The 24,177-nt window shown below is 57.3% G+C and carries 15 protein-coding genes; 8 read left to right on the top strand and 7 right to left on the bottom strand.

What is annotated here, in order from left to right; translation table 11 throughout:
* Window positions 1-85 precede the first annotated feature (85 nt).
* Entirely contained in the window at window positions 86-1,213 is a 1,128-nt protein-coding gene (dndA, locus tag AC1DIX_RS15715) for a cysteine desulfurase DndA (protein ID WP_477325554.1), read from the bottom strand.
* 61 nt (window positions 1,214-1,274) lie between these two features.
* Between dndA and dndB the strand changes: the two genes are divergently transcribed.
* The 4 genes from dndB to dndE are packed head-to-tail and all read left to right on the top strand — an operon-like array spanning window position 1,275 to window position 6,323.
* Entirely contained in the window at window positions 1,275-2,372 is a 1,098-nt protein-coding gene (gene dndB, locus AC1DIX_RS15720) for a DNA sulfur modification protein DndB (RefSeq protein WP_477325556.1), read from the top strand.
* Complete coding sequence (dndC, locus tag AC1DIX_RS15725) at window positions 2,362-3,960, top strand: DNA phosphorothioation system sulfurtransferase DndC (protein ID WP_477325558.1); 1,599 nt, start codon at window positions 2,362-2,364, stop codon at window positions 3,958-3,960. Before dndB ends, dndC begins: the two co-directional genes overlap by 11 nt.
* A gap of 3 nt (window positions 3,961-3,963) precedes the next feature.
* The gene (gene dndD, locus AC1DIX_RS15730) at window positions 3,964-5,949 is read left to right on the top strand and encodes a DNA sulfur modification protein DndD (protein WP_477325560.1); all 1,986 of its coding nucleotides are present in this window, start codon (window positions 3,964-3,966) and stop codon (window positions 5,947-5,949) included.
* The gene (gene dndE / locus AC1DIX_RS15735) at window positions 5,946-6,323 is read left to right on the top strand and encodes a DNA sulfur modification protein DndE (protein ID WP_477325562.1); all 378 of its coding nucleotides are present in this window, start codon (window positions 5,946-5,948) and stop codon (window positions 6,321-6,323) included. The genes dndD and dndE overlap by 4 nt, the downstream gene beginning before the upstream one ends.
* Before the next feature lie 222 nt (window positions 6,324-6,545).
* Here the strand turns inward: dndE and AC1DIX_RS15740 are convergent, their stop codons facing one another.
* Together AC1DIX_RS15740 and AC1DIX_RS15745 are read right to left on the bottom strand one after the other, a co-directional pair.
* Window positions 6,546-9,188, bottom strand: a complete 2,643-nt coding sequence (locus tag AC1DIX_RS15740) for a hypothetical protein (protein WP_477325564.1) — start codon at window positions 9,186-9,188, stop codon at window positions 6,546-6,548.
* The gene (locus AC1DIX_RS15745) at window positions 9,188-11,293 is read right to left on the bottom strand and encodes an McrB family protein (RefSeq protein WP_477325566.1); all 2,106 of its coding nucleotides are present in this window, start codon (window positions 11,291-11,293) and stop codon (window positions 9,188-9,190) included. Before AC1DIX_RS15745 ends, AC1DIX_RS15740 begins: the two co-directional genes overlap by 1 nt.
* 352 nt (window positions 11,294-11,645) lie before the next feature.
* Here AC1DIX_RS15745 and AC1DIX_RS15750 point away from each other — a divergent pair, with 352 nt between their 5' ends.
* Window positions 11,646-12,524, top strand: a complete 879-nt coding sequence (locus tag AC1DIX_RS15750; RefSeq protein WP_477325568.1) for a hypothetical protein — start codon at window positions 11,646-11,648, stop codon at window positions 12,522-12,524.
* 102 nt (window positions 12,525-12,626) lie between these two features.
* On the opposite strand, the gene AC1DIX_RS15755 is transcribed toward AC1DIX_RS15750, so the two are convergent.
* The 4 genes from AC1DIX_RS15755 to AC1DIX_RS15770 are packed head-to-tail and all read right to left on the bottom strand — an operon-like array spanning window position 12,627 to window position 15,718.
* A complete protein-coding gene (locus AC1DIX_RS15755; protein WP_477325570.1) occupies window positions 12,627-13,010 on the bottom strand; it encodes a hypothetical protein in 384 nt (127 codons plus the stop codon).
* 25 nt (window positions 13,011-13,035) lie between these two features.
* The gene (locus AC1DIX_RS15760) at window positions 13,036-14,679 is read right to left on the bottom strand and encodes an ATP-binding domain-containing protein (RefSeq protein ID WP_477325572.1); all 1,644 of its coding nucleotides are present in this window, start codon (window positions 14,677-14,679) and stop codon (window positions 13,036-13,038) included.
* A gap of 29 nt (window positions 14,680-14,708) precedes the next feature.
* Window positions 14,709-14,933, bottom strand: a complete 225-nt coding sequence (locus AC1DIX_RS15765) for a helix-turn-helix transcriptional regulator (protein ID WP_477325574.1) — start codon at window positions 14,931-14,933, stop codon at window positions 14,709-14,711.
* Entirely contained in the window at window positions 14,867-15,718 is an 852-nt protein-coding gene (locus AC1DIX_RS15770; protein WP_477325576.1) for a helix-turn-helix transcriptional regulator, read from the bottom strand. Before AC1DIX_RS15770 ends, AC1DIX_RS15765 begins: the two co-directional genes overlap by 67 nt.
* A gap of 437 nt (window positions 15,719-16,155) precedes the next feature.
* On the opposite strand from AC1DIX_RS15770, the gene dptF reads away from it, so the two are divergent.
* Genes dptF through dptH form a run of 3 tightly spaced genes read left to right on the top strand, consistent with a single transcriptional unit; the run spans window position 16,156 to window position 24,120 of the window.
* Complete coding sequence (gene dptF, locus AC1DIX_RS15775) at window positions 16,156-17,766, top strand: DNA phosphorothioation-dependent restriction protein DptF (protein ID WP_477325578.1); 1,611 nt, start codon at window positions 16,156-16,158, stop codon at window positions 17,764-17,766.
* A 2-nt stretch (window positions 17,767-17,768) separates the two neighbouring features.
* Complete coding sequence (gene dptG, locus AC1DIX_RS15780; RefSeq protein WP_477325580.1) at window positions 17,769-19,085, top strand: DNA phosphorothioation-dependent restriction protein DptG; 1,317 nt, start codon at window positions 17,769-17,771, stop codon at window positions 19,083-19,085.
* Window positions 19,066-24,120, top strand: coding sequence for a DNA phosphorothioation-dependent restriction protein DptH (gene dptH / locus AC1DIX_RS15785; RefSeq protein WP_477325582.1), 5,055 nt, complete (start codon window positions 19,066-19,068; stop codon window positions 24,118-24,120). Before dptG ends, dptH begins: the two co-directional genes overlap by 20 nt.
* The last annotated feature ends 57 nt before the right edge of the window (window positions 24,121-24,177 follow it).

A 24,177-nucleotide genomic window follows, 5' to 3' on the forward strand; every position in this document is an offset into this window, starting at 1 on the left:
TCGATTGTAGCCGAGTGGGCGAAGGTCGAACGCAAACCGTGGTCGTAGGTCAACCGACGTCGTCCTCACACGGGCGGCGCACCGATCACATCATGCGGCGCAAGACCTCGCACACGTGCAGCCAATCGACGGTGGGCGTCATATGGCACCAGGAGAAACGCAGCGCACTGTCGATACGCTCTTGGTCGAGCCCCATCGCCACCAGCACGTGGCTGGGTTCGTAACTCGTCGACGTGCAGGCCGATCCATTCGATAAAGCCAATATGCCCTTGAGCGAGACCATTGCCGCTTCCGAATTCAGACCGGGCAGTGACACGTTGAGCACGTGCGGTAAGCAGTGTTCTTGGTCACCATTGAACTGGCCTCCAAGTCGCGCCATCGCTGCCATTGCCTCTTCGCGGAAACGCAGACACGCCGCCTGGCGCTGATCGTGCTCATCCAACGCCAAGCGTGCTGCCATACCAAACCCGGCGATTAAGTGCACCGGTTGCGTGCCCGGTCGTAAGCCGCGCTCCTGACCACCGCCAAACATCAAGGGAGACAAAGGTGGCCGGTTTCCATTGCGCCGGCGGCTAATCAGCGCGCCAACGCCCTTTGGCCCGAAGACCTTGTGGGCCGAAACACTGATCAGGTCAATCCTCTGATTTTGCAAAGGAGTGATGAGTTTACCAAAAGTCTGCGCGGCGTCAACGTGCAGCCAGACCTCGTCCGGCAAACCGGCAGCGATGGCCTCAATCGGTTGCACGATGCCGGTCTCATTATTCGCATGCATAACGCTCACCAGCAGAGTATCCGGACGCACCGCGTCCAACACTGCTTGCGTGTCAATCCGRCCAGACTGGTCTGGATGAATTAGGGTGACCTCGAAGCCTTGCTTAGCGAGTTGTTCAAGAGGCTCGAGCACCGCCTTGTGTTCGATCGCCGTGGAGACGATGTGGCGCCGTGTTGCGCCATCCACCCTGTTTGCCAAGCCGAGCAATACCATGTTATTACTTTCCGTTGCGCCGCTCGTGAAAGTGATTTCTTCACGACGGGCAGCTACCACGGCAGCGATCTGTTCACGAGCTCGCTCGACAGCTTGCTTAGCACGCATCCCAAAGTCATGAGTCCGGCTCCCAGCGTTGCCGTAATCCTCACCCAGGTAACGCATCATCAACTCTAATACCTCGGATTCGACTGGAGTAGTAGCGTTGCAATCAAGGTAAACGGACATAGTTTGTATGTTTTTCGGGTGGTGTTTGTGTTATTATGCCACAAACAAAGGAGCGCTAATCATGAACGGAGCCTTCGAGTATGTGTTCCCTTCCATTAAGGGGGTGCAATCGGGACGCGAGTATTACGTATCAATGTGCCCGTTAAGGCTCATTCCTAAAATTTTTTTGTTTGATGATGACGAGCTCAATCCTGAGCTCCGCGCCCAACGCACGCTTAACAAAGGACGCGTTCCGGAAATTGCCGAGTATATCTTAAGCAATCTTAAGAGCTACACTTTCTCAGCAATTACTGCATCGATCGATGGCAACGTCCGCTTTGTTCCGGCTACCGGTACAACACACGCCAGCCTGATCGGTACATTGCATGTCAATATGCAATCACGATTCATCATTAATGATGGGCAGCACCGCCGCGCAGCAATCGAGCTCGCCTTGAAATCTGAACCAGGTCTAGGTGACGAGACCATTGCTGTTGTGTTTTTCGTGGACCGCGGACTTGAGCGTTGCCAGCAGATGTTTGCTGACCTGAACCGCTATGCAATCCGTCCAAGTCGCTCGCTCGGTTTGTTATATGACCATCGCGACCAACGATCTCAACTGACTAAATTGATTGTACTGAGGTCGAAGTTTTTTTGTGACATGGTCGAAATGGAAAGAAACACACTTTCTGAGCGGTCCCGAAAATTGTTTACTCTGAGCGCCATTTACTCAGCGAACTCGGCTTTGCTGGACGGCTTCGACACATCGAACACGGATGAGATCGCCCAGCTAAGTGCCGACTATTGGGACACTGTCAGCATTCATATTCCAGAATGGCAACTCGTCAAGGAATCACGTCTGAGTGCTGGCGACGTGCGGCGGGACTTCATCCATTCGCACTCAGTTGCTTTGCAAGCCATCGGAGCGGTAGGGAACCACGTGCTGCGTCAGCCAAAAGAAGGATGGCACGACATACTTAGTCCACTGCGCACACTGGACTGGTCGCGCTCGAACGCTCGCACCTGGGAAGGACGAGCGATGTTGGGGGGAACGATCTCGAAAGCGTCGAACAACGTCGCGCTGACGATCAATCAACTCAAGAAACATCTACAGATTCCTTTGGGACCGGATGAGCAACGTACCGAGGATGCCTTCCTTCGAGGACAACATGGAAAGTAACAAACCCACATCCGTCTCGGCCTTTGCCGAGCATGGTTTCAAGGCAACCGTCGTCGAGCGGCTGGAGATCGTCAAAAAGCTGTACCTGAGTGACCCCATCCCTTGGGTGATCGGTTACAGCGGCGGTAAAGACTCAACTGCCACACTGCAGCTGGTGTGGAAGGCTCTGCGCCAGCTCGCGCCTGAGCAGTTACACAAGGACGTGCACGTCATCAGTACCGACACCTTGGTCGAAAATCCGATCGTCGCTCAGTGGGTCGCGCATTCGCTCCGCGTGATGGAAGCGGCTGCCTTGGAACAGGATTTGCCGATCAGACCCCATCGCTTGACCCCAGAGGTGAAGGATCGGTTCTGGGTCAACCTGATCGGCAAAGGCTATCCGGCGCCGCGGCCGAAATTCCGGTGGTGCACCAGCCGTTTGAAGATCAGCCCGTCGAACACCTTCATCAAACGACTCGAGCAGCAGAACGGCGAAGCGATCGTCGTTCTCGGCACGCGCAAGGCCGAGAGCGCATCGCGCGCCGCGTCGATGAAACGCCACGAGGGCAGTACGCGTGAATGGCTCAACCGAAACGGCCAACTCGACCGCAGCTGGGTGTTCACTCCGATCGAAGACTGGACCAACGACGACGTCTGGGTCTACCTGATGCAGGAGAAGAACCCCTGGGGCTTCGACAACAGCGAACTGCTCGGCATGTACCAAGGCGCCACGACCGATGGCGAATGCCCATTGGTCGTCGACTCCACCACGCCCAGCTGTGGTGACAGTCGTTTTGGCTGCTATGTGTGCACGATGGTGTCGCAAGACAAATCGATGGACGCGATGATCCAGAACGACAGCGAAAAAGAGTGGATGACGCCGCTACTCAACTTGCGCAATAAATGGCTCATAACGACAAATGATCGGGAGCACCGCGAGTTCCGGCGCATCGATGGTCGGTTGACGCTGATGGAAGTCGGCAATCCAGACGAGCCATACGTCGCTCGGGATCCTGATGGAAAAGCTTACCGTCTGGTGCACGGCCCCTACAAACAGACCTACCGCGAAGCGCTGTTGCGCGAGCTGTTGAAAGCACAGAGGCAAGTGCATGACACGGCACCAGACAACGTGAAATTCGACTTGGTCACGTTGGAAGATTTGGAAGAGATCCGCCGCATTTGGCTATTTGAAAAACATGAAATCGAAGACAGCGTGCCGCGCATTTACGAAGAGGTCATGAACACACCGTATCCGGCCCCAGCGCTCGACGAAAGCCAAGTGTTCAATGCCGCTGATATCGACCTGTTGCGCGACACCGCGGCATCGAAAGACGACCCTGATCAGTTGCATTTTCACCTGGTGCGTCAGCTCTTGGCCGTTGAAGGTAAGTACCAGCATGCGGCACGCCGGGCGGGTCTATTCGATGAACTCAACGACGTGTTGGAGTCCCACGCCTTCAATGGGGAGCAAGAAGCTGTGGAATTCGCTGTTCATCGCCATTGGATGCTGCAACAAGCGAACCAGAAGCAAGAAATTCAGTTCGTCCGATCGACGATTCCAATCGTTCCTATCGTCGCCGACGATGCCGAGCTCACTGTAGAAGAGTAAACAATGCTGTTTAAAGAATTCGTCCTGCATAATTTYGGAATCTATAAAGGACGCCATGCAGTCAACTTGATGACTGAGCACGGCAAGCCAATCGTGCTGTTCGGTGCACTCAACGGATCCGGCAAGACCACATTCCTCGATGGATTGCAGTTGGTTCTATACGGAAAGCATGCGCGTTGTACCGGGCGCGGTAACATGGCTTATCCTGATTTTTTGCGCAGTACGATTAATCGCTACGTGCCTCCGCACGAGGGTGCAGGGCTCGAGCTCGAGTTCATCCATCACCACGAAGGACGATGGCAAACGATACGTGTGATACGTTCCTGGAACGGTCGGAGCGAGACGCCGCGCGAAAAACTCGAAGTCATGCGTAACGATGTGTTGGATGCGGTGTTGTCTGAGCGCTGGAACGAGTTTGTCGAGGACTTTATTCCATCGCAGATCTCAGAGCTCTTCTTCTTCGACGGCGAAAAGATCGAAGCCTTGGCCGAGGAACAATCAGCCGCAGCCATTATTCGGACAGGTATTCATGCACTGCTCGGCTTGGATGTAGTGGATCGGCTCGCTGCCGACATCAAAATCATTCAGCGTCGCCGTCGCGTGGATGAACTTAAGCCAGAATCGCAAGCCTTGTTGCAGACCCAGCGTGACGCGTTACAAGCGCTCAGCGATCAAACCCAAGACTTGAAGCTCCAGGTCGAGCGCCAGAGCGAGATCGCACAGCAGCTCGCCGGTGAGGTCAAGGCGGCCGAGGACAAGTATCGGCAACAGGGTGGCGAATTGGCCGAACAAAGTCAGACAGTGGAAGCCCAGCGTGATGAAGCGCACCAGCAGAAACAGCTCCATGACAATTATTTACGCGACAAATTGGCTGCTGGCCAAGCACCGTTATTGCTTGTACAGGACTTATTACGTGCAGCGCGCACCCAACTGACATCGGAAAGCAATGCCCAGTTGGCGCGTACGATGTTGAGTGAGATTGAAGCACGCGATACCGAGGTACTGAGCATGCTGACCCAGAGCGAAGTCAGCGTTGCAGTAAGAGAGGCGGTGGCCGCACGGTTAGCGGGCGACCGTGCTGCTCGCGTTGCTGCGGCCCAAGCGCCCGCCTATCTGAACCTGCCTGCGGACGCGCTCGCGCCCTACACGGACGAGCAATATAAAGCGCTGTGTGCTGATGTGACGCAGGAATTAAAGCGCAATCAGGCACTGACCGAACGGGTAAGCGATTTCGAACGTACGCTTGCTGCGATGCCGAATCCAGAAGTGCTTGCACCTTTGCGTGCAAAGCTTGAGTCGCACCGGCAACTGCATGAGCAAGCGAAAGGGGCGGTGGCTCTGCTCAAGCAGCAGCAAGATGACTGTGCCAAAGCCGTGGCACAAGCTGAGCGCGACTACCAGCGTACCCTGTTAGAGCTGGCCGATCAGGACTCGAAACATAAAACCAATGAGCGCGTGCTGCGTCATGCGCGCGCAGTCGAAGAAACGTTGCACCGCTACCGCGACGAGGTCTTACAACGCAACGTCGAACGCTTATCGCGCTTGATCTTGGAGAGCTTCCAGAGCATTACCCGCAAATCCAAGATGTTTGAACGGATCGAGATATCACCTGTCGACTATCGCTTGGCCTTGTTTGACTATGGTGGCAATCAAGTACCGAGCCACCAACTTTCGGCCGGCGAGCGCCAACTGCTGGCTGTGTCGATCCTGCGGGGCTTGAGTTCTGCGTCGGGAAGACAGCTGCCAGCGATCATCGACACGCCCTTGGGTCGTTTGGATGGGCAACATCGTCTTAAACTCGTGCAAAACTATTTCCCGAAGGCGAGCAAGCAAGTCATTTTGTTGTCGACTGACCAAGAGATCGACGCAGGCTTATACGCTAAGCTCGAGCGTTTAACGTCACATGAGTACTTGATCGAATACAACCAGGATCGCCAAAGCTCTGAAATTCAACCGGGTTATTTTGTGTTTGACGAGGCACTGTTATGATTATCGATGTCGTTCGCGTTTCCGAGAAGGCAAAAAACCAACTGCTCACACTCAAGCGCCGCACTGGTATCCAACAATGGAATGTCTTGTGCAGATGGGCGTTGCTGGCCTCTCTGGCTGAGCGCACCATTCCGCCTCATGAAGACATCGTCACCGACAGCAACGTCGAAATGAGCTGGAAAACGTTTGCTGGCTCGCTCGACGAAGCGATTACGGCCGTTATGTTACAGCGGGCCCACGAGGACAATGTTCCGGCTGAGCAACTACAGCAGTTCTTCAAAATACACTTGCATCGTGGCATCGCCTATCTGATGAATGGTGCCCCTGACTTGCTCGGCTTACTTGGTATGACCGGCGTGGCAGAGCAAGCATAAATCGGCTACCTGGCCGAACCGCGCCCAGAATCTGGCAGGTAGCAATAATGCACTGGCAACTGGTGCCCAGCAGGGCTGCAAAACCACAGAAAACTGCCGGCCATAGAGACAAAAAGTTAAGGTCGATAGAAGGAACAGACGTTCACATGGTCGCCACTGGATAAGCTCCTGGTTGGCAGTACTGCAAACGAGCCGCTTGTATCGGATCCGAGGTTATACGCCTCAAACTGGCCAATATTCGTAGACGTCACTCTCTTGGAGAACGGAGGCGTTCTCTCGTCCATGGACATCGTTATCAAAATACCTACCGCACTGTGGACAGGCGATGTTAGTCACCTGATCCGCGACTGTCCGATGGTAAGTAAAATTCAACCCGTTTTTATAGATGAGACCTGATTCGCATCCGTAGCAATGGGTACGGGTCGTTTGCATCTGACATTCACTGCACGATAAGATCCAAAAGCTACTTCCACGCTGGGTGGATTGCTGCCGCAGGTCTTGTGACTGATGCGCTTTCCCGCAGCGGATGCAAAAACTTTTGCTCTCCGAGCAAGGACCATCAAGCGATTCGATTTTGACGGGGACTGGAAACGTTGCTTGCAACTGCATTACGATCAATCGCCGGAGGTTGAGTTCCGGATTCGTTGCGCCAGCGCCTGGGGCAAGATAGACAACGCCTTTCATGTGGTTTCTTCCGGCTTCTTGTCCATAATCGCAGTCTTTGCCCCAAATCAACGGGGAAGTCGGCGTCAAGATGGCCTTGGGTGCTGGATGCAAAATGAAAACACGATCACCGTGCTGACTATAGTTTTTTTCCGCGATGAGACTAGTCAACGTACGTCCAAGTTCGCCTCTACGCCAACTGGTGCGGAACTTCGCATCTAACACGAGCGCTCTTGTCTTAACCTTGTTGTGTTGCGCTCTATATCCTTGGGTTTCCCCGTTCCAGTCGTCGTCTGCATCGTCAGACGCAGGCGTGACGAGATCATACGAAAAGCGAAGTCGGAAGTCAGGTCGTCTGCCGTTGGGTAATACGGGCTGAATTTCGAGATAAGCAAACAGCCCAACGTCCGCCCGGTGCAGCTTTAGTTCCACACTCTCCGGCTTTCCAGCAATCACACGCACTAACTGCTCTTGCCAGCCAGCTTCAGGCTGAAAATGGTAATCCTGCATCAGGACAATGAGAATTTTGACGAGGCACCAGCGCTCGTACAATGCGCTCGCATGAAGTAGCCCGATCCGGTCAAGGGTGTCCAATGTACTCAGTTCAAGACCACCTTGTTGGGCAAGCTGCATCAGCCTGAAGAACGCGACCTTACAGGCAGTGTATGTGGGACTCTGGCTGAAGCGTACACCCATCGGTAGTGTGGTTACCGCCGCTACCCCTAGCTTCTCCCAAGCCCGGTTCTGCACCTGGAGCTCTCTTTGACATCGGCTTAAAGCGAACGAGGCCTGTTCTGCTTGCTGAGCATAGCGCTGATACGTTTGCTCGCGCAACTGGGCGGTACGCGCTTCCTGCTGGCTTTCCTGGCGTTCCTTCCTCGTCAACGGGGCCAACCAGCCATTCTTTTCTAACTGTGCACCTTTCTCCAGTTTTCGCTGGATTGCTTTGGTAAACGGTTTGGCGGAATAAATTTGGGTGAAGTGAACTTCTCGATACGGCTTGCCCTTTTTACTGTACCTCCAACTCACCGAGCCGGCCCCTTCAAGTCGGTAGTAGTCGCAAAAGCTCCGCGTTAACTGAATCGCCTCCGCGAGGGCCTCGGGCATTTTAAGTATGCTGAATTCATACTCGTTTCCATGGCGCGAACCTGTTGTGCTGCCATCTTTGTTGCTAAAAAAGATAGTATCCGACAGGTCTGCGAAGCGATCCCCGGCACGAAACTCAAGCACAAGTGGCATTTCATTCGGATCGCGATAGGCATCGCAACACTTCTCGACACCCGCTAATTTTCTTTTGAGCTCTTCTAACTGGCGATTAAAAATGTCTGGATCGACCTCGCGATGGGTCTGGCTTTTATAGATGGCAGAGCGTTCACCCTCGAGTCGAGCACGGTCTAAAAATCGATTGGCCTGTTGGACTACTGCGCGAGCCAGACTCGAGGAAAGCTTTTCGCAGACTTGGACCAAATGGCGTAAGTAACGATTGTCGGCAATGTCAGGCGTTTCTTCAGCTCCTCGCCCGGGCAGGCGCTGGGCCGCCGGTTGGCGAAGGTATTGGCGAAACGTCGTCGAATTGGGTCGGAGGCGGGCGAGTAGATTATCCACCTGCACCTCGCGTACGGCACAAGCAGGACGGGCCAGCACTTGATGGGCTGCTGCGGTGAACGCCTCAAGCGCCTCTATCAACTCTTGGTTCAGCTTGACGCCACTGGTCGCTGCGGCGGTCGCGCCCCCAAAGCCCAGTACTAACCAAATCAGGTCATGCTGAAAATCATGCAGATATGCCTCGACCTCGACCCGTCGCAATCCATCCACCACGTTGTTGAGCAAAAGACGGTAGGGTCCGAGCACAACGGTGAATTGGCCCATGCTGCGGTGTAACTCGCTCAAGTGTCGCTTGCCGGCTGGATCCCACCCGCTGTCTTGCACCCACCAGTGATCACCATGCCCATCTTTAAGGCGAAGCATTGAGCTCAGAACACCATCTGATCCTTCAAAAGCCGGCTCGAAAGCAGCTAGCTCACCTTCAAGGCGCAAGCCCACCCATGGGCAAAAATCGTGAAAGACTTGGGTCTCGGCCGTCAAAACGCCACTGTCCAGTTCGCTGATTTCGATCGGTTCCGGGGCCACCGTGATCGTGCGTGCACGCTTGAATTCGTGCCATTCAATCTCGAGATAGTGAGCGTGTAACGACGCGAGCATCAACGCAACCAAAAATTGGCGATCCCATTATTACTGTCAAGCGAACCGATCAGCTGATCAAGTGCCGTTACAGCCGTTTCGCCCCCGGCTGTAGGTTCTGATTCGGCCAGCACAACAGCAAGCGCGTCGCGTAAAGCGATTAGAATCTCCCGCTTGCTACGACCTTCCCCGTCGGTACGCGTCGTATCAAGCATTAGCTTAGGTAAAATCTTGTGCTGGACGACGTTGTCGAGTGCTGTCAAATCGTCAATCCCAGCTTTTTGGGCGGCGTATAAATAGCCGAGTGACTGTCGGATCGTACGTAGGCCGAACTCGAGGCCGAGGGGGGCTAAATAGTCGCGCGTTAGCTTCGTGAGCGCCGCGGCGTTAGGGTTTTTTCTGTCATAAGCAGGATAAGGGCCACGTACGCCTAGGTCAGCAGTCGATAAACGTACCGGCAGTGTGGTCTCAACCTCAAAAGGCTGCACCTCATCCGCGATCGCATCCCAATCCATCAGCAATGGATTGCGAAAACGAAGGACGTGGGCGCGGTCAAGTACTTTGGGCGAGAGATAGTGCGTCGTTTCGTCGACATTCACGGCACCGATGATCCTGACATTACTCGGAAACTGGAGACTGCAAGGCGTGCGCATGAGGCCCCTCGCCGACCTACGCAGTCGCGCATGGTGGAGCAACACCGATTCCGTGTCTTGGAACCCGCCAAGCTGATGTAGGGTTGTATTCGCCTCTGTGTTCTTCAGAATATCGAGGAAGGTAGCGGTTTCTTCCATGCCGGTACGGCCCCGGGCCTCTCGCTCGAGCGTGAGAAAGTGGTCGTACTCAACGACGACATGCCGTTCTTCATCCGAGGTATACAGCGGGATGACGGGACTATTGTCCCGTTCTTCAAGGAGACTCAGGAAGTCTGCAAAATAATGCTCAACGCGCGCGAGGTTCATCTCGTCAAGACAGATGAAGTGCACAATGTCGGGTTCGCGCTGAGCTGCCTGCAATGCAAGCAAGAAGGGCGTGGCTTGGTAGCTACGCTCGATCGGGTTGTAATAACCCAGCAGATCTTCCGGACCTGTCCAGTTGGGCTTGACCGGGATCACCGTACAGCGCCCCCCAATCGATTCCGCAACCGCGCGCACCAAACTTGTTTTTCCGGAGCCGGAGTCGCCTGCTAGAACGACCAGGTCGTGGGTACGCATGAGCGCGAGAAAGTCGCGCAACTGACCTTGCGAGAACAACATATCCTTTGACCAGAGTCGGGCCTGGATGTACGGCGCCAGCCGCGCGTAGTCACCCCCAAGCACGTCCTGGTAATCGTGCCCCTGACGGGTATCTGGCTGTTCAAGCGGAGGCACTAAGGCGTGTAGGTCATCTGGCTCAATCAGGTCAAGCGCCACAAGTCGTTCACCTCGCTGGCGCAGCAAGTCCTCAAGCGCACGTAGTTTAGTTTCCAACATCCTGCTCCTCACCTCAAAATCTACGTTAAGCGCTTCGATTTTCTCGTGGACGGTCGACATCCACTCGTCAGACTCCGCGATCGCAGCTTTTAGCACCGCTTGTTGCCGCTGCTGCTCTGCATACTCAAGACGCACGCGTTCAAGTTGCGCTGCAACTTCTGCCGTATCGCGTTGGAGTTGCGCCTGGATGGCCTCACGGGCGCGGTCCAGTAAGAGCAGGGAATTGTCCTCGTCCGTGAGTGTCATACCCCAACTCTCCGGCGCACGGCTTAAGGCAGTCATCGACAATGAGCGCACTCTACAGGCCAATGGATCATTGCTTTTCTGACGCTGCTCACGGGGCGCCAGCGTCAACTCGGCGACGGCATATTCAACCCGCCCAGCGCAGGCAATAAAAGATTCTAAGTCACGTGGTGGAACGAAAATACGCTGGCGTCCCCGCGATATCTCCGAGACATAAGGTAATTTGACGCCAGTGACTGCGTCATATAAATCTTCCAAAAACCCATGAGCGCCAGCTTCGGCAACGCGTAAGCGCCCAATGACGCGCATGTGATGTGGGTCGCCCATCCCCCAGGTATCCGCCAGATACTTCAACAGTTCTGCGTCGGTCCAGTCGAAGCTGGGTAGCCTTGTAGCCACCATAGACGCCGTCATACCTCTGGCGTTCCTCTATCCGCACCATACGCTAGCGGCATAATAAGCCTGATTCCGATGTGAGCAACACGACAAAAGCCCTAGTTAAGCGTTTAAACGCACCATTATTCCCAGCAACAATGATGCAGCAGATCAAGGATACGTTCAAGTTCAATAAGGAACGCCGTGTTAAATTTCTGCTACCTGTGCTGTAATGGCGTAGTCCCGTGTAAAGACATGCGAGCTGCAGCGGTACCACGCGCCATATCGCTGGCTAAGTCAACTTGCGAAATATGGGCCTGCAACGCAAGCTCCATATTGTTGCTATGCTGGCAAACAGGAAGTTTTGATCGGTATATTGAAGCGCCATACCATGCCACGTACACGCATTGCTATTCCTTACCACGTCGATGTCGAGACAGGGCGCGGACAATCCATTCAGGTTACGTTCTGCGCCAAGCGGCTTGTGAAGGCCAGCAAAGCGCCAATGGAAGAGATGGCCCCCCACCTTGCGGATCTACTACGTTGGCACAGTCGAGTTCCAGACGCATGGCGCTACAGTTTCAGTATCCAAAATGGTCGAGTAAATGGAGCTTGGAAACCCGCCTGTGGCAGGGTCAAACTGGCGCTCAGCGATTTTCCCAACGACATCGACATGACCGCATATCGCGGCGGCCTGAACATTATCTTGTTGGTGCTGGAATCGCCGCATGTCTCAGAATTTCAATTTTGTTCGAATCGACACCGTGTTTTTCCAAAGGGGCCGGCGCAAGGGCGTCAACCCGGCGACGCTGGCGGCGCGATCGAACGACAGGGCTTAGAGGTACTTGATCTGTTAGCACAACAGTTTGAAGAACAGACTGGCACGCCCCTTCCTGACGCTGAGTACGCGCTCGTGCTCGTCAATCCGATCCCCTATCTGACTTCCCTGCACTGGATGGACGTATTGACCAGGTATACTTCTGCACCCAGTGGGCCGTTAAAAAAGTCGGTGCGGAATCATGTTTGGACTCAGCTATGGAACGTCCCGGATCTGCAAAACGACTTCATCCGACGGTGCGAGCAATACGCCCCTGTGGCCATTTTGAACTGCTGTACCAGCACGCTTAAAGCCAAGGTCACATGTTCGCTGTCCGATGCCGGGTTTGCCGACATCATCTATGCGGCATTCCACCCCGCCTATAACTGGCAGTGGGGCATCTCAAATGCGACACGCCCCATCACGGTTCGTCGGGCCATCTGTTCGCGCTGAGCGTTAGCGGGCCAAGTTCACCGCGAATCTGGTTCCCTCAGATGGGCAGCGGTCCTGCCGCTTACCCGATCTAGACCGATGCCTGCATCGCGGGCTCGCTGATCACGCCCAACGCATGTCGCGCAACGCTTGAATCAATTCGGGCCGCATCACGAAGTGGAAGTGCGGGGCGTCTTCATACGGACCCTCGCCTTCCACCGACAAGGTCGTCCACCAGCACAAGCTGCCATCGCGCCGCTGCAGGGTCGGCGTAAAGCCGAGCAGTCCCGCCAGGTTGAACGCCAGGGTTCCATATTGCAGATTCGCCGCGTTGTAATTCTCATAGTCGGCCGCGACGGCCAGTTGAGTGGCCGTGATCGTCGCGTCCGGTGCGCGACACTGGGCGCGCAGCATCGCGAAGTGGCTCGATGGCAGGTGCTTGTCGCGCAGCGATAGCAACGCAGATTTGAATCGTTCGACGCTCGCGATTGGGACGACTGGGTTCATGCACTCTCCAACTGAAGGTTATGTATTACGCCATCCGGTCCAACAACGCGGCGGCAGCACGCTCACTCAACACCAACACCAACTTCAGACGCGCACGGGTCATCCCGACGAACAGCTTGCGCCAGCACGCTTCGTCGAGCGCCTCGAAATCGATCTCGCTGAGTACCACGGCTGGCGCCGTTTGCCCCTTGAACCGGTAGACCGAGTCGACCTGTAACGCCCCCTCGCGTAAGATCGGTGCGCCCGCGGCGTCGTACTCACCCGTGAACGATCGTAGGGTGAAGCCGCCCAGGACGTCCAAGCCGAGCAGGGCCGAGCGATGGCGTCCGTGGAAGGACACCAGCGCGACATCGTGCATCCTGAAGGAATGGCCCAGGCAGGTGTCGATCGCTTCCTTGGTCTTGGCGTACATATCCGTAGTATCGCCATCACGGTAGGACAGGAAGTCGACCTGGGCGGTGTCGATGGGACTGGCCGCGACCGGCATCGTACGATCGTCCTGCGCAACGCCAAGGCGCCGCAGCAGATCGATCACGTCGCGCGGACTGCGGTAGTTCGTGTTCGCGTGCAGCGTCACCCAGCCGTCCAACGGCACCGATGGCCGCCCATACAGGTTTTGCATCGGGTCTTCCAGCCAGATCGCACGTCCGTCTGAACGCAGCAGACGCAGCACTGCGTCGCGCCAGTTCTCGGTGAAATCCTGTCCTTCGTCGATGACGATGACATCGTAGCGCCAGTGCTCCGGCAGGGGGGCGTGCAGCAGGTGTTCTTCCAGATGGCGCCAGACGCCAGCAGCGGCGTAATTGGGCACGATGCCCTGTTCACGCACGAAGCGGTCCGCCAGCAAGTGGAAGGTCGCAACTTCCACACCCTCGGGCACGAGCCGCGCGATGTGGTCGGCCAGCGGACGATTGAAACACACGTACAAGGCACGCAGGCCGGACCGCGCAGCGGCCTGGCACTCGGCTAGCGCGAGCTGGGTCTTGCCGCTGCCAGCCGTGCCCATCACGCGCAGCCGATACGGGGAGAACTCGAGTTGGCGAGCCCAGATCGCCAGACCACCCGCCAGGCGCGATACCAGTTGCCTGGCTTGACCGATTGCCGTGCTCGGGTCGGGTACCAGCTCGAGCACATCACTCAGGAACTGCGCAACCTTGGCGCGCTGGGGCGACTCCTCGGTGATCGGCAGGATCTCCTCGATGATGGCTACCAGCTGCGTGCGCCGTGCCGCATCTACGATGCGCGCTGGCTCGACACCGGCCAAATGCGGACGCTTGACGTGGTAATCCGGGCAGTACAGCAGGTAGTCGACCGACAAGCGCTCGCCATGACGGCCGAAGCGGCTGCTCAAGGCGTTAACGTTGCGCGCGATCTGGCTGGCGACTTGCTTGTTCTTGCCGGGATAGGGCTTGACCAGGCCATCGTCGGTCTCGTCCAGGAAGCCCGACTTCTGCTCGATCAACAGGACCCGGCCATCGGGCGCCAGCACGACGAAGTCGACTTCGCCATAGGTCGAGACCGCCTTTTCGATGCGGGTCCAGTGCACGCCGTGGTACACCGTGTACGCGTCCGGCAATCGCTCCGCCAATGTTGTCAGGGTCTCCAGCTCACGCTGCGCACTGCCGCTCGCGCTCAATTCACGCCATCCCGAGGGAATGATCTGTGCCATCTCCGTTCCTTGTCCGATCGAGCCGGCGTTCAGGCCGCCGAAGCCGCGACAGCGCCATAGTTGGCGGCCATGCCGCAGGCGCTCGCGCGCATCTGCTCGCGCAAGCGCGGCGGCCCGAGTACCGTCACTTGATCCCCGAAGCCCAACAGCCACCAACGTAATTCCTTGGTGTCCAACACGGTGGCGGTCACCCGCACCATACCAGGACCGTCGGGCACGATGCACTGGTCGTCCGCCAGCGGGCACTCGAACAAATGAGCCGCCGCATCGGTCGTGAATAAGGCGTCGAACTCGAGCGTCTCGCTGCTCTCCGGATAACCAAACGCGCCGGCTGCGATATAGCCGTCCAGACTGAACGCCTCGGGGCGACGACAAGGCGTATCGAGTAGCGTCGCCGCTTGCTGCGGTGTAAGGCCAGCTGGCGCACATCGGTGAACTCCCACATCGTGCACACCAGATAGCTGACGGTGTCGCGCACCACCACGCCCAGCGGGTGGACTATGTACTCCCTGGGTTCGGTTGTCTGGCGTTGCAGATAGCGGATGCTGACTTGGCGCTCCTGTAGCAGCGCGTCGTACAGCGTGGCGTGTACTGATGCATCGGCTGGCGGCGATTGCAAACGTAAACCGCGTGGCAGCACGCGCACCTTGTCCGGCCATTGTGTGACCCCGTGCTCGTTCGCCTCGAGCACCGCTTTGGCCGTGCGAAACCACGGCGCCAGATAGGTCAGCGTGGACTCCGGCAACAGCGTGTCGAGGTAACGCTCGACCAGGTGAAAGGTCAGTGCCGCCTGTGGATCCAAGAAGGGCAACTGGAACTGCTCGGCGTCGGCCTGCCACGACCAGCCCTGCGGTCGAGCGCTGTCGGACATCAAGGGCAGAATCGAGGACAGCTCGTTCAGATCACGCTGGATCGACCGCAAGGAAATGTCGTAGCCGGCGTTCTCGAGCCGTTCTAATAGCGTAGTGGTGTCGATCTTGCGCGGGTAACGTGGAATGTGGCGCAGCATCGCCATCACGCGGGGCAGGGTAGTGGACATAGTACGTTGGATTCATCCGACAAACGACACATGTTGTCGCTTCGGCATGTTAATCTCATCAGCAGATGTTGACTACAGTTAACTGTCTATCAGTCGTCTTCGCGGTATTTGCTTGATGTCAATTGCCAACATGTGATAATTGGTGAGTTTATTCGTAGAAATCTTCGATTACACTGCGCAATCGACCTCGCTTATCACATGTATATCGGCATCGTTCGCCTCATTGCTCGGTTTCCCACGCCCATCGGTCCGATCCAGCCCATCGAATCCATCAGGTGCGTGCGGTGCGCCAAAGATGACGGCGATCAAACAGACGTCGCGCGCCTCGTTGGAACGCCGACGGTTCTCGTCGGTCGCGACGTCGTCACCTCATCGGCACTTTCCGGTGCGCCCGCTTGCCGTCAGCGCCACTCTTCAAGCTCACTCTCTGCCAGGGTATGACAACCATTACGTTTCGGGACGCGCTCTCGGTCCTCTCCAAATCCTCGCCGTTCTCGGTCAAGACCATGTCGACCCGGGCACCAGACGAATACGATGCGCTTAAGAATTGGCTCTACATCCAGCAAGACATCGAAAAGGATCTACGCGCCCGTCTGGCGCGGGCACAGCCGTGTGACATGCTGTTCTTGTGCGGTAGCAGTGGCGATGGCAAATCCGAGATCCTGACCCGGGTGTGTCAAGCCTATGGCGCCAAGGCCAGGTTCCACCTCGACGCGACCCACAGCTTTCAACCGCACCAGTCGGCGATCGAAGCGCTCGATGAGGTGTTCGATGCGGCCCGCCGGGATCGCGCGATCCTGGTCGTCGGGATCAACGTCGGCATGATCGGCAACTACGTCCAGGAAGGGCATGCGGACCACGCCGACATCAAGGCGGCCATGCACGCCTTCCTCGAAAAGGGCGCGTCGACATCGAGCTACGCCTTTTTCAACTTCGAGGATTATCCGAAGTTCCAGTTCGACCCGACCCAAGCGCCGATCGCACCGTTCGCGAAGGGCGTCATGCAGCGTCTGACCGCTTCGTCCGCTGACAACCCTTTTTATGCCGCGTTCACGCGCGACGACCTGCACCGTAAGGATCCGCGCCTGTTCGCGAATTACCGCCTGTTGATGCTCGGCGGGGTACAAGACGCGATCATCGCCAATCTAGCTAAGGCCCGCCTCGTCAAGGACCAGTTCGTCACGGCGCGCAGCTTGCTCGACCTGCTCCACCATTTGCTCACCGGACCTGGCTACTTATTCGACAATCTGTTTTCCGGCGGCGACAACGAGCTGGCGGCGCGCGTGTCCGCCTTTGATCCGGCCTTGCAGCGCACGCGCGAACTCGACCAGCTGACACTGCGTTACGAGCTGGGTCTGCCAGAGGATGATCGCACGGCCTTCCTGGACGGGTTGGCTGAGCTGAACATCGCGTTCGACGGCGACCCGAAACCGCCCGCAGCTTCGCTGGTCCGACTGCTCTACATATTGCAGGGCGAATCGATCGGCAACGACTATCACAAGCGCTACGCGGCTGAATTCGCCGACCGCTTGATAGCGGATTACGCGGCGGTGTGGACCCTTCACGCCAAGTTTGATGGCAGTGTGGGTAAGGCCGACTTGCGCGATTTTTACATGGACACACTCATCAGAGGCATGTTTCGCTACGCGAACCGCAACGCACCTGAGCTGGCCAAGGGACATATCTTGCTCGGAGATTTCAATGGCATCAAAGTCGCTGGTTCGGCCGACCTGAGACCTGATTATGTTGCCTTGCAATCGCTCGCGTCGGGTAAAAACGTTGCCTATTTCCAGGTTGCGCTGAAGGTTGGTGCAACGCCATTGAAACCAATGCCTTTCAATATCAACCTGTTCGGCCTGCTGATGCGCCTGAACCAGGGATACCGGCCCAATAAATACGACAAGAACTCTATCGTGCTGCTGGATGAGCTGGTCGAGGAAATCAAAGCCCTGGTCAAGCGCGGCAACAAGCTGAGGCTTTACCGGCAGTCCAAGTACCTTGAACTGCAACACGACGACGACATGATCGATACGGTCGGAGAAAGCTAACCATGTACCCCATCGCAGAACAACTTCAGGTATCGGACAAGAACAAGTCGCCGCATTACCTGCCGATCCGTAAAAAGGGCAACGAATTCTCCTGGGATTCGGTGACCGGCATGGTGCTCGCCGACACCTTTCGCCAAGGTCTGCGCGACTATGATACCGAGGCGTTCCGTACGGATTGCCAAGCCGAGTTCAAGAAACTGCTGAGCGACGCGGCGGTCTGGGATTGGCTTGAGCAGATGTATTTCACGGGCGATGCGATCTTGAAAGTCTCGCCACTGTTCCTGCTCTTCAAAGCAGGCAAGGCAGGGCAGGAGGACGACGAGGATGGCGCGGCCAACCGACGCATGCGCGACATGTTCACAGGCATGCTTGGCGACTTCACTCTCGACGGGAGGCCGCACGACAAATTGAATTTCATCGAGCAAGTCATGCTCGAAGTCCTTGAGCGCCATATAAATCCGCTGGCGCGCAAGGGACGTGGCACCGAGCAGCCCTATTTGCCGTTCCTGACGGCGGCGTTCCGCCGTGACATGCAGTTCCTGGCCGCGCATCCGCAATACCTGATGGCGGAGCTGGGCAATACCTTGAAACTGTATGCCTTCAGCTACTGCGCGCAGTTGGCTCTAGCCATCCGTGACTGGCGCAGCGGTGCGCCCCAGCCGAAAGAATTGTATTTCATCCTCGACGTCGAAAAAGCGTCTAGTGAGCGCGACAAGATTCGCGAACGTGGCTACCGCTTGCTCGCCACTACCACGCAAACCTTGTTTCCAGTGCTGTCGGCACGCGAGATCATCCAGCCTGAAGGGTGCGAGCTGCCCTTGTGGCAGATCTATGCGAACGCCCAAGGATGCGACCAGCAGGGCAAGCTGATCGACGACATCAATGATTACCTCGTGAAGTTCGCCGACAGCCGTAAATTGGACATACCTGCGCCGGCCGAGACATTGGAAGACGCCTTTAAACGGTTCATCGACTTGGCCGTACAGCAATTTGCCCCCGGTAGAGACGAGCGGCACGGCGTCAATAAAGACTATGTGCGCGCGCTGGACAAAAAAATCTTCGGCGACTTCGTCATGTCGCGGGGTCGCGCTGGCAACGTCCTGGTGCTGAACCAGGATCAGTTGTTATTGTTGACCAACCTGGCCATCGGGCACCGTGGCAAGTTGCGCTTCTTTGAGCTGCTACGCGAGTACGAGCAGCGCGGGTTCTTTTTCGATAATCAAAGTCAACAAGTCCTGATCGAGTTCTTCGAACGCATGGGCAACGTCGAACGCATGAGTGATAGTGGAGAGGCAGTGTATGTCCGCAAGACTGTTTGAAAGCTATCTGGTCGATGAATTCATGGGCTGGGCGGCCAGTCGTGCCCAACCTGGTTTCCGCTACCAATTCCAATCGCCCGACCACACCAATGCAACGCGGCTGCATAATGCGTGCCTGGGCCGGTCGACTGACGTCATCGTGGTTGACGGCGTCGAGCTCCCGGTGGTCGCTTGTGGCGCCACCCAATTGGTGCCGGTGCTACACGGAGAAGGCGGTCATGGCTTTTCCGAGAACTACATATCGCATTTGCGCGACCGTGTCGCAAGCCGGACGGGACTGTTCTCTGACAGCGTCCTGCTGATCATCCATAACAGCAAGCTCGACACGATTATCAATAGTGCTGACGACGTCGCGCTTGACGGCCGTCCCTGGCATCCGCGCACCCTGGTTGAGCGCTTGCAGGCCAAGGTCGTCGAGCAGGCCAGCGCCAGCCGTAATCTGCTCGACTGTTTGTTGGCAGACCAGCTGAACTACGTCATTAGCGAGGGCGCGACGGTGTTCGGCTTTGCCCCGCTGTACGACGCAATTACGGGAGGTAGCATCCAGCTGAGCAAGCTTGGGCTGTTCGAGGACCCGCTAGTCACGGCGATGGGCAGCCAGCCTGCGCAGATCCGGCGGCGCCTCGAAGAGAACCGCGAGCTGCGCCGTCACGTCGACTTCGTGACCGAGAACTATGCCGACCAGGTCGAGGACATGTTCCGCGACGAGTTCAGCGCCAAGTTCATTCGCGAGCACTTCGTCGAGAACCAGGATTGGAAAGCCCTTAATTTTTCCCAATTCAAGGAGGAGATGGACGCGAGTCGCAACCAGGCGTTGAAGTTGGAGACGGTCAAGAGCCCGCAGGGCAAGTTGAACGAGCGCGACAAGAGCACGACCARGGCAATGCGCAAGGACTTGAGCGTGCTCGTCGAGCTGCCGCATGACGCGAATGAAGCGGTCCTCGAACTCGCGTTTTTATCGCCTGACGTGGCATCCAGCGAGGTGCAGGTCACCGACTGTTCGGGAGGCGGCGGCGCTGTGAAGGTGAGTGTCAGCCACGCCGGCGGCAAACGCAGCTGGGTGCAAGTGTGTGTGCCGTTCACTGGTGAACCGTTGTTCTTCACCGTCAGACTGAAGCGCGCAATGCGCGCCGAGAACCACCAATTCCGGTGTCTGTTCCTGCGCCAGGATGCGTTTTACGTGGACGGCTTCAGGAACCATTTTCTGGTCGAACCGAAGACCAAGCGCATCACCTTGCAGATGGAAGCGAATCGTCTGGCGCTGTCGAGCGCTGAAGGGCTTGAGTTCGACTCGGAAGACCCGCAAGACGAAATCGACAGCGCCCGCTATGCGAGCGTCAACTTCTCGAGTCAGGTGAACTCGTCCGATAAGATCGGATTCCACGTCGTCAGCGGAGACCAGCGCCTGGCGTTCAACGTCGAAGGCGCGCCAGCCGAGGAGAGCGTGACCGTCCCGCTGCTGTTCGACCGCGACCGCTACCCGCGCCTGTTCCATGACGACGCTTATGTCGGCGAGTATGGCGCGCACCGGAATCGCCTGGTCATCGACAACCGGGAGTGTGCGGTGGTTGGCCCTCGCCAGGTGTTGCTGGGCCGCGAAAGCATGATGGTGGCGGAACGCCTCCTACACGTCTCGGCCAAGGGCACCGTCCATGTGGACGACCTAAAGGCGATCGATCCAACCCTGCACCGGGCCTACTGCGCGTGGTTCGATTACCTGCAAACGCGAGGCACTACGCCGAGCCTGGTGTCCTGGGGGCCCGAATACCGTCGACTCACGGCCGCCGTTACGCAGGCCTATGAAGAAGCCCTGTCTGCTATTCCCGGCGACAAGGTGCTTACCGATGCCTTGAAGCGCTTGCTGCGCGTGGGCATGGTGGAATACGAGAACAAGGAATACATCGCCCCCTTCCACCCGCTCAGCCTCGCCTACTATCTACAACTGGTCGAAGCCATCGTCGCCGACCGCGACGCCGGGCACGACAGTTTTGCGACACTGCCGGACGTGACGCGCGAACGCCTCACCGCAGCCGGTTTGCTACCGTTCATCTATGGCACCAGCAATGCTGTATCGCACGTTAGTCCGATGCGCGACAACGCTTTCTGGCTCGAATTGATTCCGCAGGCGGAGACGAGCTTTAGCTACGTGCGCAACCTGGTCCGTAACAAGCTCGCCGAATTCACCCAGGCGTACGCGCACCTGTTCCGCGCTGGCGCGCGCAGTACCCTGATCCTCAATGTGATCAACCTTGGTCCCGCGAAGGATCTGTTCCAGGGCTTGACCGACTACTTTAAGCAGGAGCGCGACGAGGCTTGCGCAATCCATGTGAACTGCTATGACGACCAGGTCGGTTTCAACGAATTCGATCGGTTTGCCGAATCGGTGAGTTCGCAAGAAATCCGGGAAGCCTACCAGCTCGGTCGTGGCGGTATACATGACGACGCTGACCTGCTGATCGACTTGATCCGTAGCCGGCTCACCTATAGCAAATTTCCGTCTCCCGCGGCCGGCAAAGCGCTCGACTATGCGCATCTCGCTTTCTTCCGTAACAATGCGCCCGTTGACGTCAGGCCGGTGCGCACCGAACAAGCGTTGAGTGGTGTGTTGTGCGATGGCTTGATCGCCGGCGAATCTGCAGAAAACATCGAAGGCGCGTATTTCTCGTGCTTTGGCTTGCGCAACGTCGACTACGCACCGTTCCAGGCGCTGCGCCTGGCGCGCCTGGTCGGCGGCTTGATGCAACCGGCGCGCGAGACCAACAGTCCGTACGTCGGCATGAGCGTGGGCTTGGCGGCTAGCACCGAATTCCGCGAGTTGTTGACGCGCTCCTACGACAGCGCATTGTGGACCACCATCATCGATCCCAAGGTCACGCTCGACTTTTTCACCTCGCAGCGCGACGTGGTGCTGATCCATTACTCGGACCAGTATACGAGTTCGGCCGGGTATGACGCGATCACCGTCACCAAGCAGGTCGACCTGTTCCGACGCCTATTGGGCAAGGAAAGCCTGCTCTCGGAATTCAACGCCTTCAATGGCGAATGGCTACTCAAGATGCTGACCGCCGGCGACAAGACGCGCAAGGAGCGACGCGGCATCATCGGCGCCTATAAATTCGTGCGTGCGCTGCTGATGGACGGCGAGATCACCTGGGTACCGCTCTCGGTGGCCGAGATGATCCGCGTATCGGGCAACGTCGGCCTGAAAATGAGCGAGAGCGATTTTTCGCGCAACCTGCAGGGGTATACGCGCGGTGCGATCTCGGACGACGTCCTGTTCGTCGGCTTCCGCGGTGACCAGCTCTATTTGCTCCCACTCGAGGTGAAGACCGGCGCGCGCCCGAACTATGGCAAGGCCGTCGAACAAGCCCGCGAACTGAAACGCTATCTGCGCGACGAGATCCTCGGGCCGGATACGTTGGTCGGGAAGCTGTATCGTGGGCTGTTCGTGCGCCAGGTTCTCATGCAAGTCGAAAAGTATCGCTTGTACGGCGTCTTGAACGACGCCGACCTGCAGCAATTGTTGCCGCGTCGCGAATGGTGGCTCAAAGGCGACTATCGTCTGGCCGAGCTGACCGATTACCCGACTGGCGTCGTGCTCTCGCACCTGGCGAACGATACCTGCTTCGATCCGGACTACCGGCTCGACCAGGAGGTCTTGCTGATCGACCTGCCATATGGTCTGCTGGACTCGCTGATCGAGGCGAATACCGGCGAGCAACTGCGCGCATTGCGTACCCATTGCCATGTGCCCGCCCAGTATCTGTTGAGCGCGGCCGCCTATGCAGCGGACGGTCAACAGGATGCGGTCGAAGCCGTCGAGGTGCCAGTCGTGTCGACGCCGGCACCCATCGAACCGCAAGTCGTCGTGACGGGGGCGTCTACGCCAGAGCCGGTGTCCGATCAACCCTTGCGCGTCCTGGTCGGTCACAACGTGACCACACACCAAGCGTTGTATTGGGAGCCGACCAACACGGCGCGCTTCATGAACAGTAATTCCGGCATCATCGGCACGATGGGGACCGGGAAGACCCAGTTCACGAAGTCCGTGATCACCCAGCTCGTGCGTGACCAGCACCTGAACGTGCACGGCGCGCCGATCGGCATGCTGATCTTCGACTACAAGTCGGACTACGTCGACGAGACCTTCCTGCAAGCGACTGCAGCCACCAAGTACCGGCTCAACCGGCTACCGTACAATCCGCTGAGCCTGTTTGGCGACACGCCGATGCTGCCCTTGCACACCGCGACCGGGTTCGCAGAGACCATGGCACGCGCGTATGGGCTCGGCACGAAGCAGCAACTCAAGCTCGAGAACCTGATCAGCGATTGCTATGCGCAAGCCGGGATCCATCCCGAGGACAGCGCCACCTGGTCGAACCCCGCTCCGACGATCGAAGACGTGTGGCAGCTCTTTCTCAGCCAAGAGAAGGTCGAGGAGGACTCCTTGTACGCCGCCTTGTCGAAGTTAGCGCGCTATAAAATCTTCGAACCGGATCCCAACAAGACGAGCAGCCTGTATGACCTGGTGTCCGGCGTCACAGTGGTCGAACTGGCCGGTTATCCATCCGAGATCCAGAACCTGGTGGTCGCGCTGACGCTCGACCTGTTCTACGCCCAGATGCAAAAACGGGGCAAGCCGCAAGTCGTCGGCGACTTCCGCCAGGTCACCAAGATGATCCTGGTCGACGAAGCGGACAACTTCATGTCGCAGAACTTTCCCGCACTGCGCCGCATCCTCAAGGAAGGGCGCGAATACGGTGTCGGCGTGATCCTGTCGACTCAGGACATCACCCATTTCAAGACGGCGGAAAACGACTACTCGTCGTACATCCTCAGCTGGACCGTGCATCGCGTCTCGCAAATCAAGAATGCAGACGTCAAAGCAATCTTCAACAAGGACGACAAGGCCGACCAGGAGCAGCTGATGGAGGCGATCCGCCGCCTGGACAAGCACTACAGCCTGTACATCGACGGCGAGAAGCGCGTACAGAAGATGCGCGACATGACGTTCTGGGAGCTCTGCAAAAATTGACTTGACCGGTAAGCGCGCGTAGGCGGACCTATTCCGAAACTCGGTGGATCAAACCGG

The sequence above is a fragment of the Massilia sp. 05N420 genome, from assembly GCF_056397205.1.

What these genes read in the sequence shown, in the direction of transcription:
- dptF (WP_477325578.1), top strand. Translation starts at nt 16,156, where the DNA reads ATGACAACCATTACGTTTCGGGACGCGCTCTCGGTCCTCTCCAAATCC.
- AC1DIX_RS15740 (WP_477325564.1), bottom strand. Translation starts at nt 9,188, where the DNA reads ATGCTCGCGTCGTTACACGCTCACTATCTCGAGATTGAATGGCACGAA.
- AC1DIX_RS15770 (WP_477325576.1), bottom strand. Translation starts at nt 15,718, where the DNA reads ATGTCCACTACCCTGCCCCGCGTGATGGCGATGCTGCGCCACATTCCA.
- dndC (WP_477325558.1), top strand. Translation starts at nt 2,362, where the DNA reads ATGGAAAGTAACAAACCCACATCCGTCTCGGCCTTTGCCGAGCATGGT.
- dndE (WP_477325562.1), top strand. Translation starts at nt 5,946, where the DNA reads ATGATTATCGATGTCGTTCGCGTTTCCGAGAAGGCAAAAAACCAACTG.
- dptG (WP_477325580.1), top strand. Translation starts at nt 17,769, where the DNA reads ATGTACCCCATCGCAGAACAACTTCAGGTATCGGACAAGAACAAGTCG.
- AC1DIX_RS15745 (WP_477325566.1), bottom strand. Translation starts at nt 11,293, where the DNA reads ATGACGGCGTCTATGGTGGCTACAAGGCTACCCAGCTTCGACTGGACC.
- dndB (WP_477325556.1), top strand. Translation starts at nt 1,275, where the DNA reads ATGAACGGAGCCTTCGAGTATGTGTTCCCTTCCATTAAGGGGGTGCAA.
- AC1DIX_RS15750 (WP_477325568.1), top strand. Translation starts at nt 11,646, where the DNA reads ATGCCACGTACACGCATTGCTATTCCTTACCACGTCGATGTCGAGACA.
- AC1DIX_RS15760 (WP_477325572.1), bottom strand. Translation starts at nt 14,679, where the DNA reads ATGGCACAGATCATTCCCTCGGGATGGCGTGAATTGAGCGCGAGCGGC.
- AC1DIX_RS15755 (WP_477325570.1), bottom strand. Translation starts at nt 13,010, where the DNA reads ATGAACCCAGTCGTCCCAATCGCGAGCGTCGAACGATTCAAATCTGCG.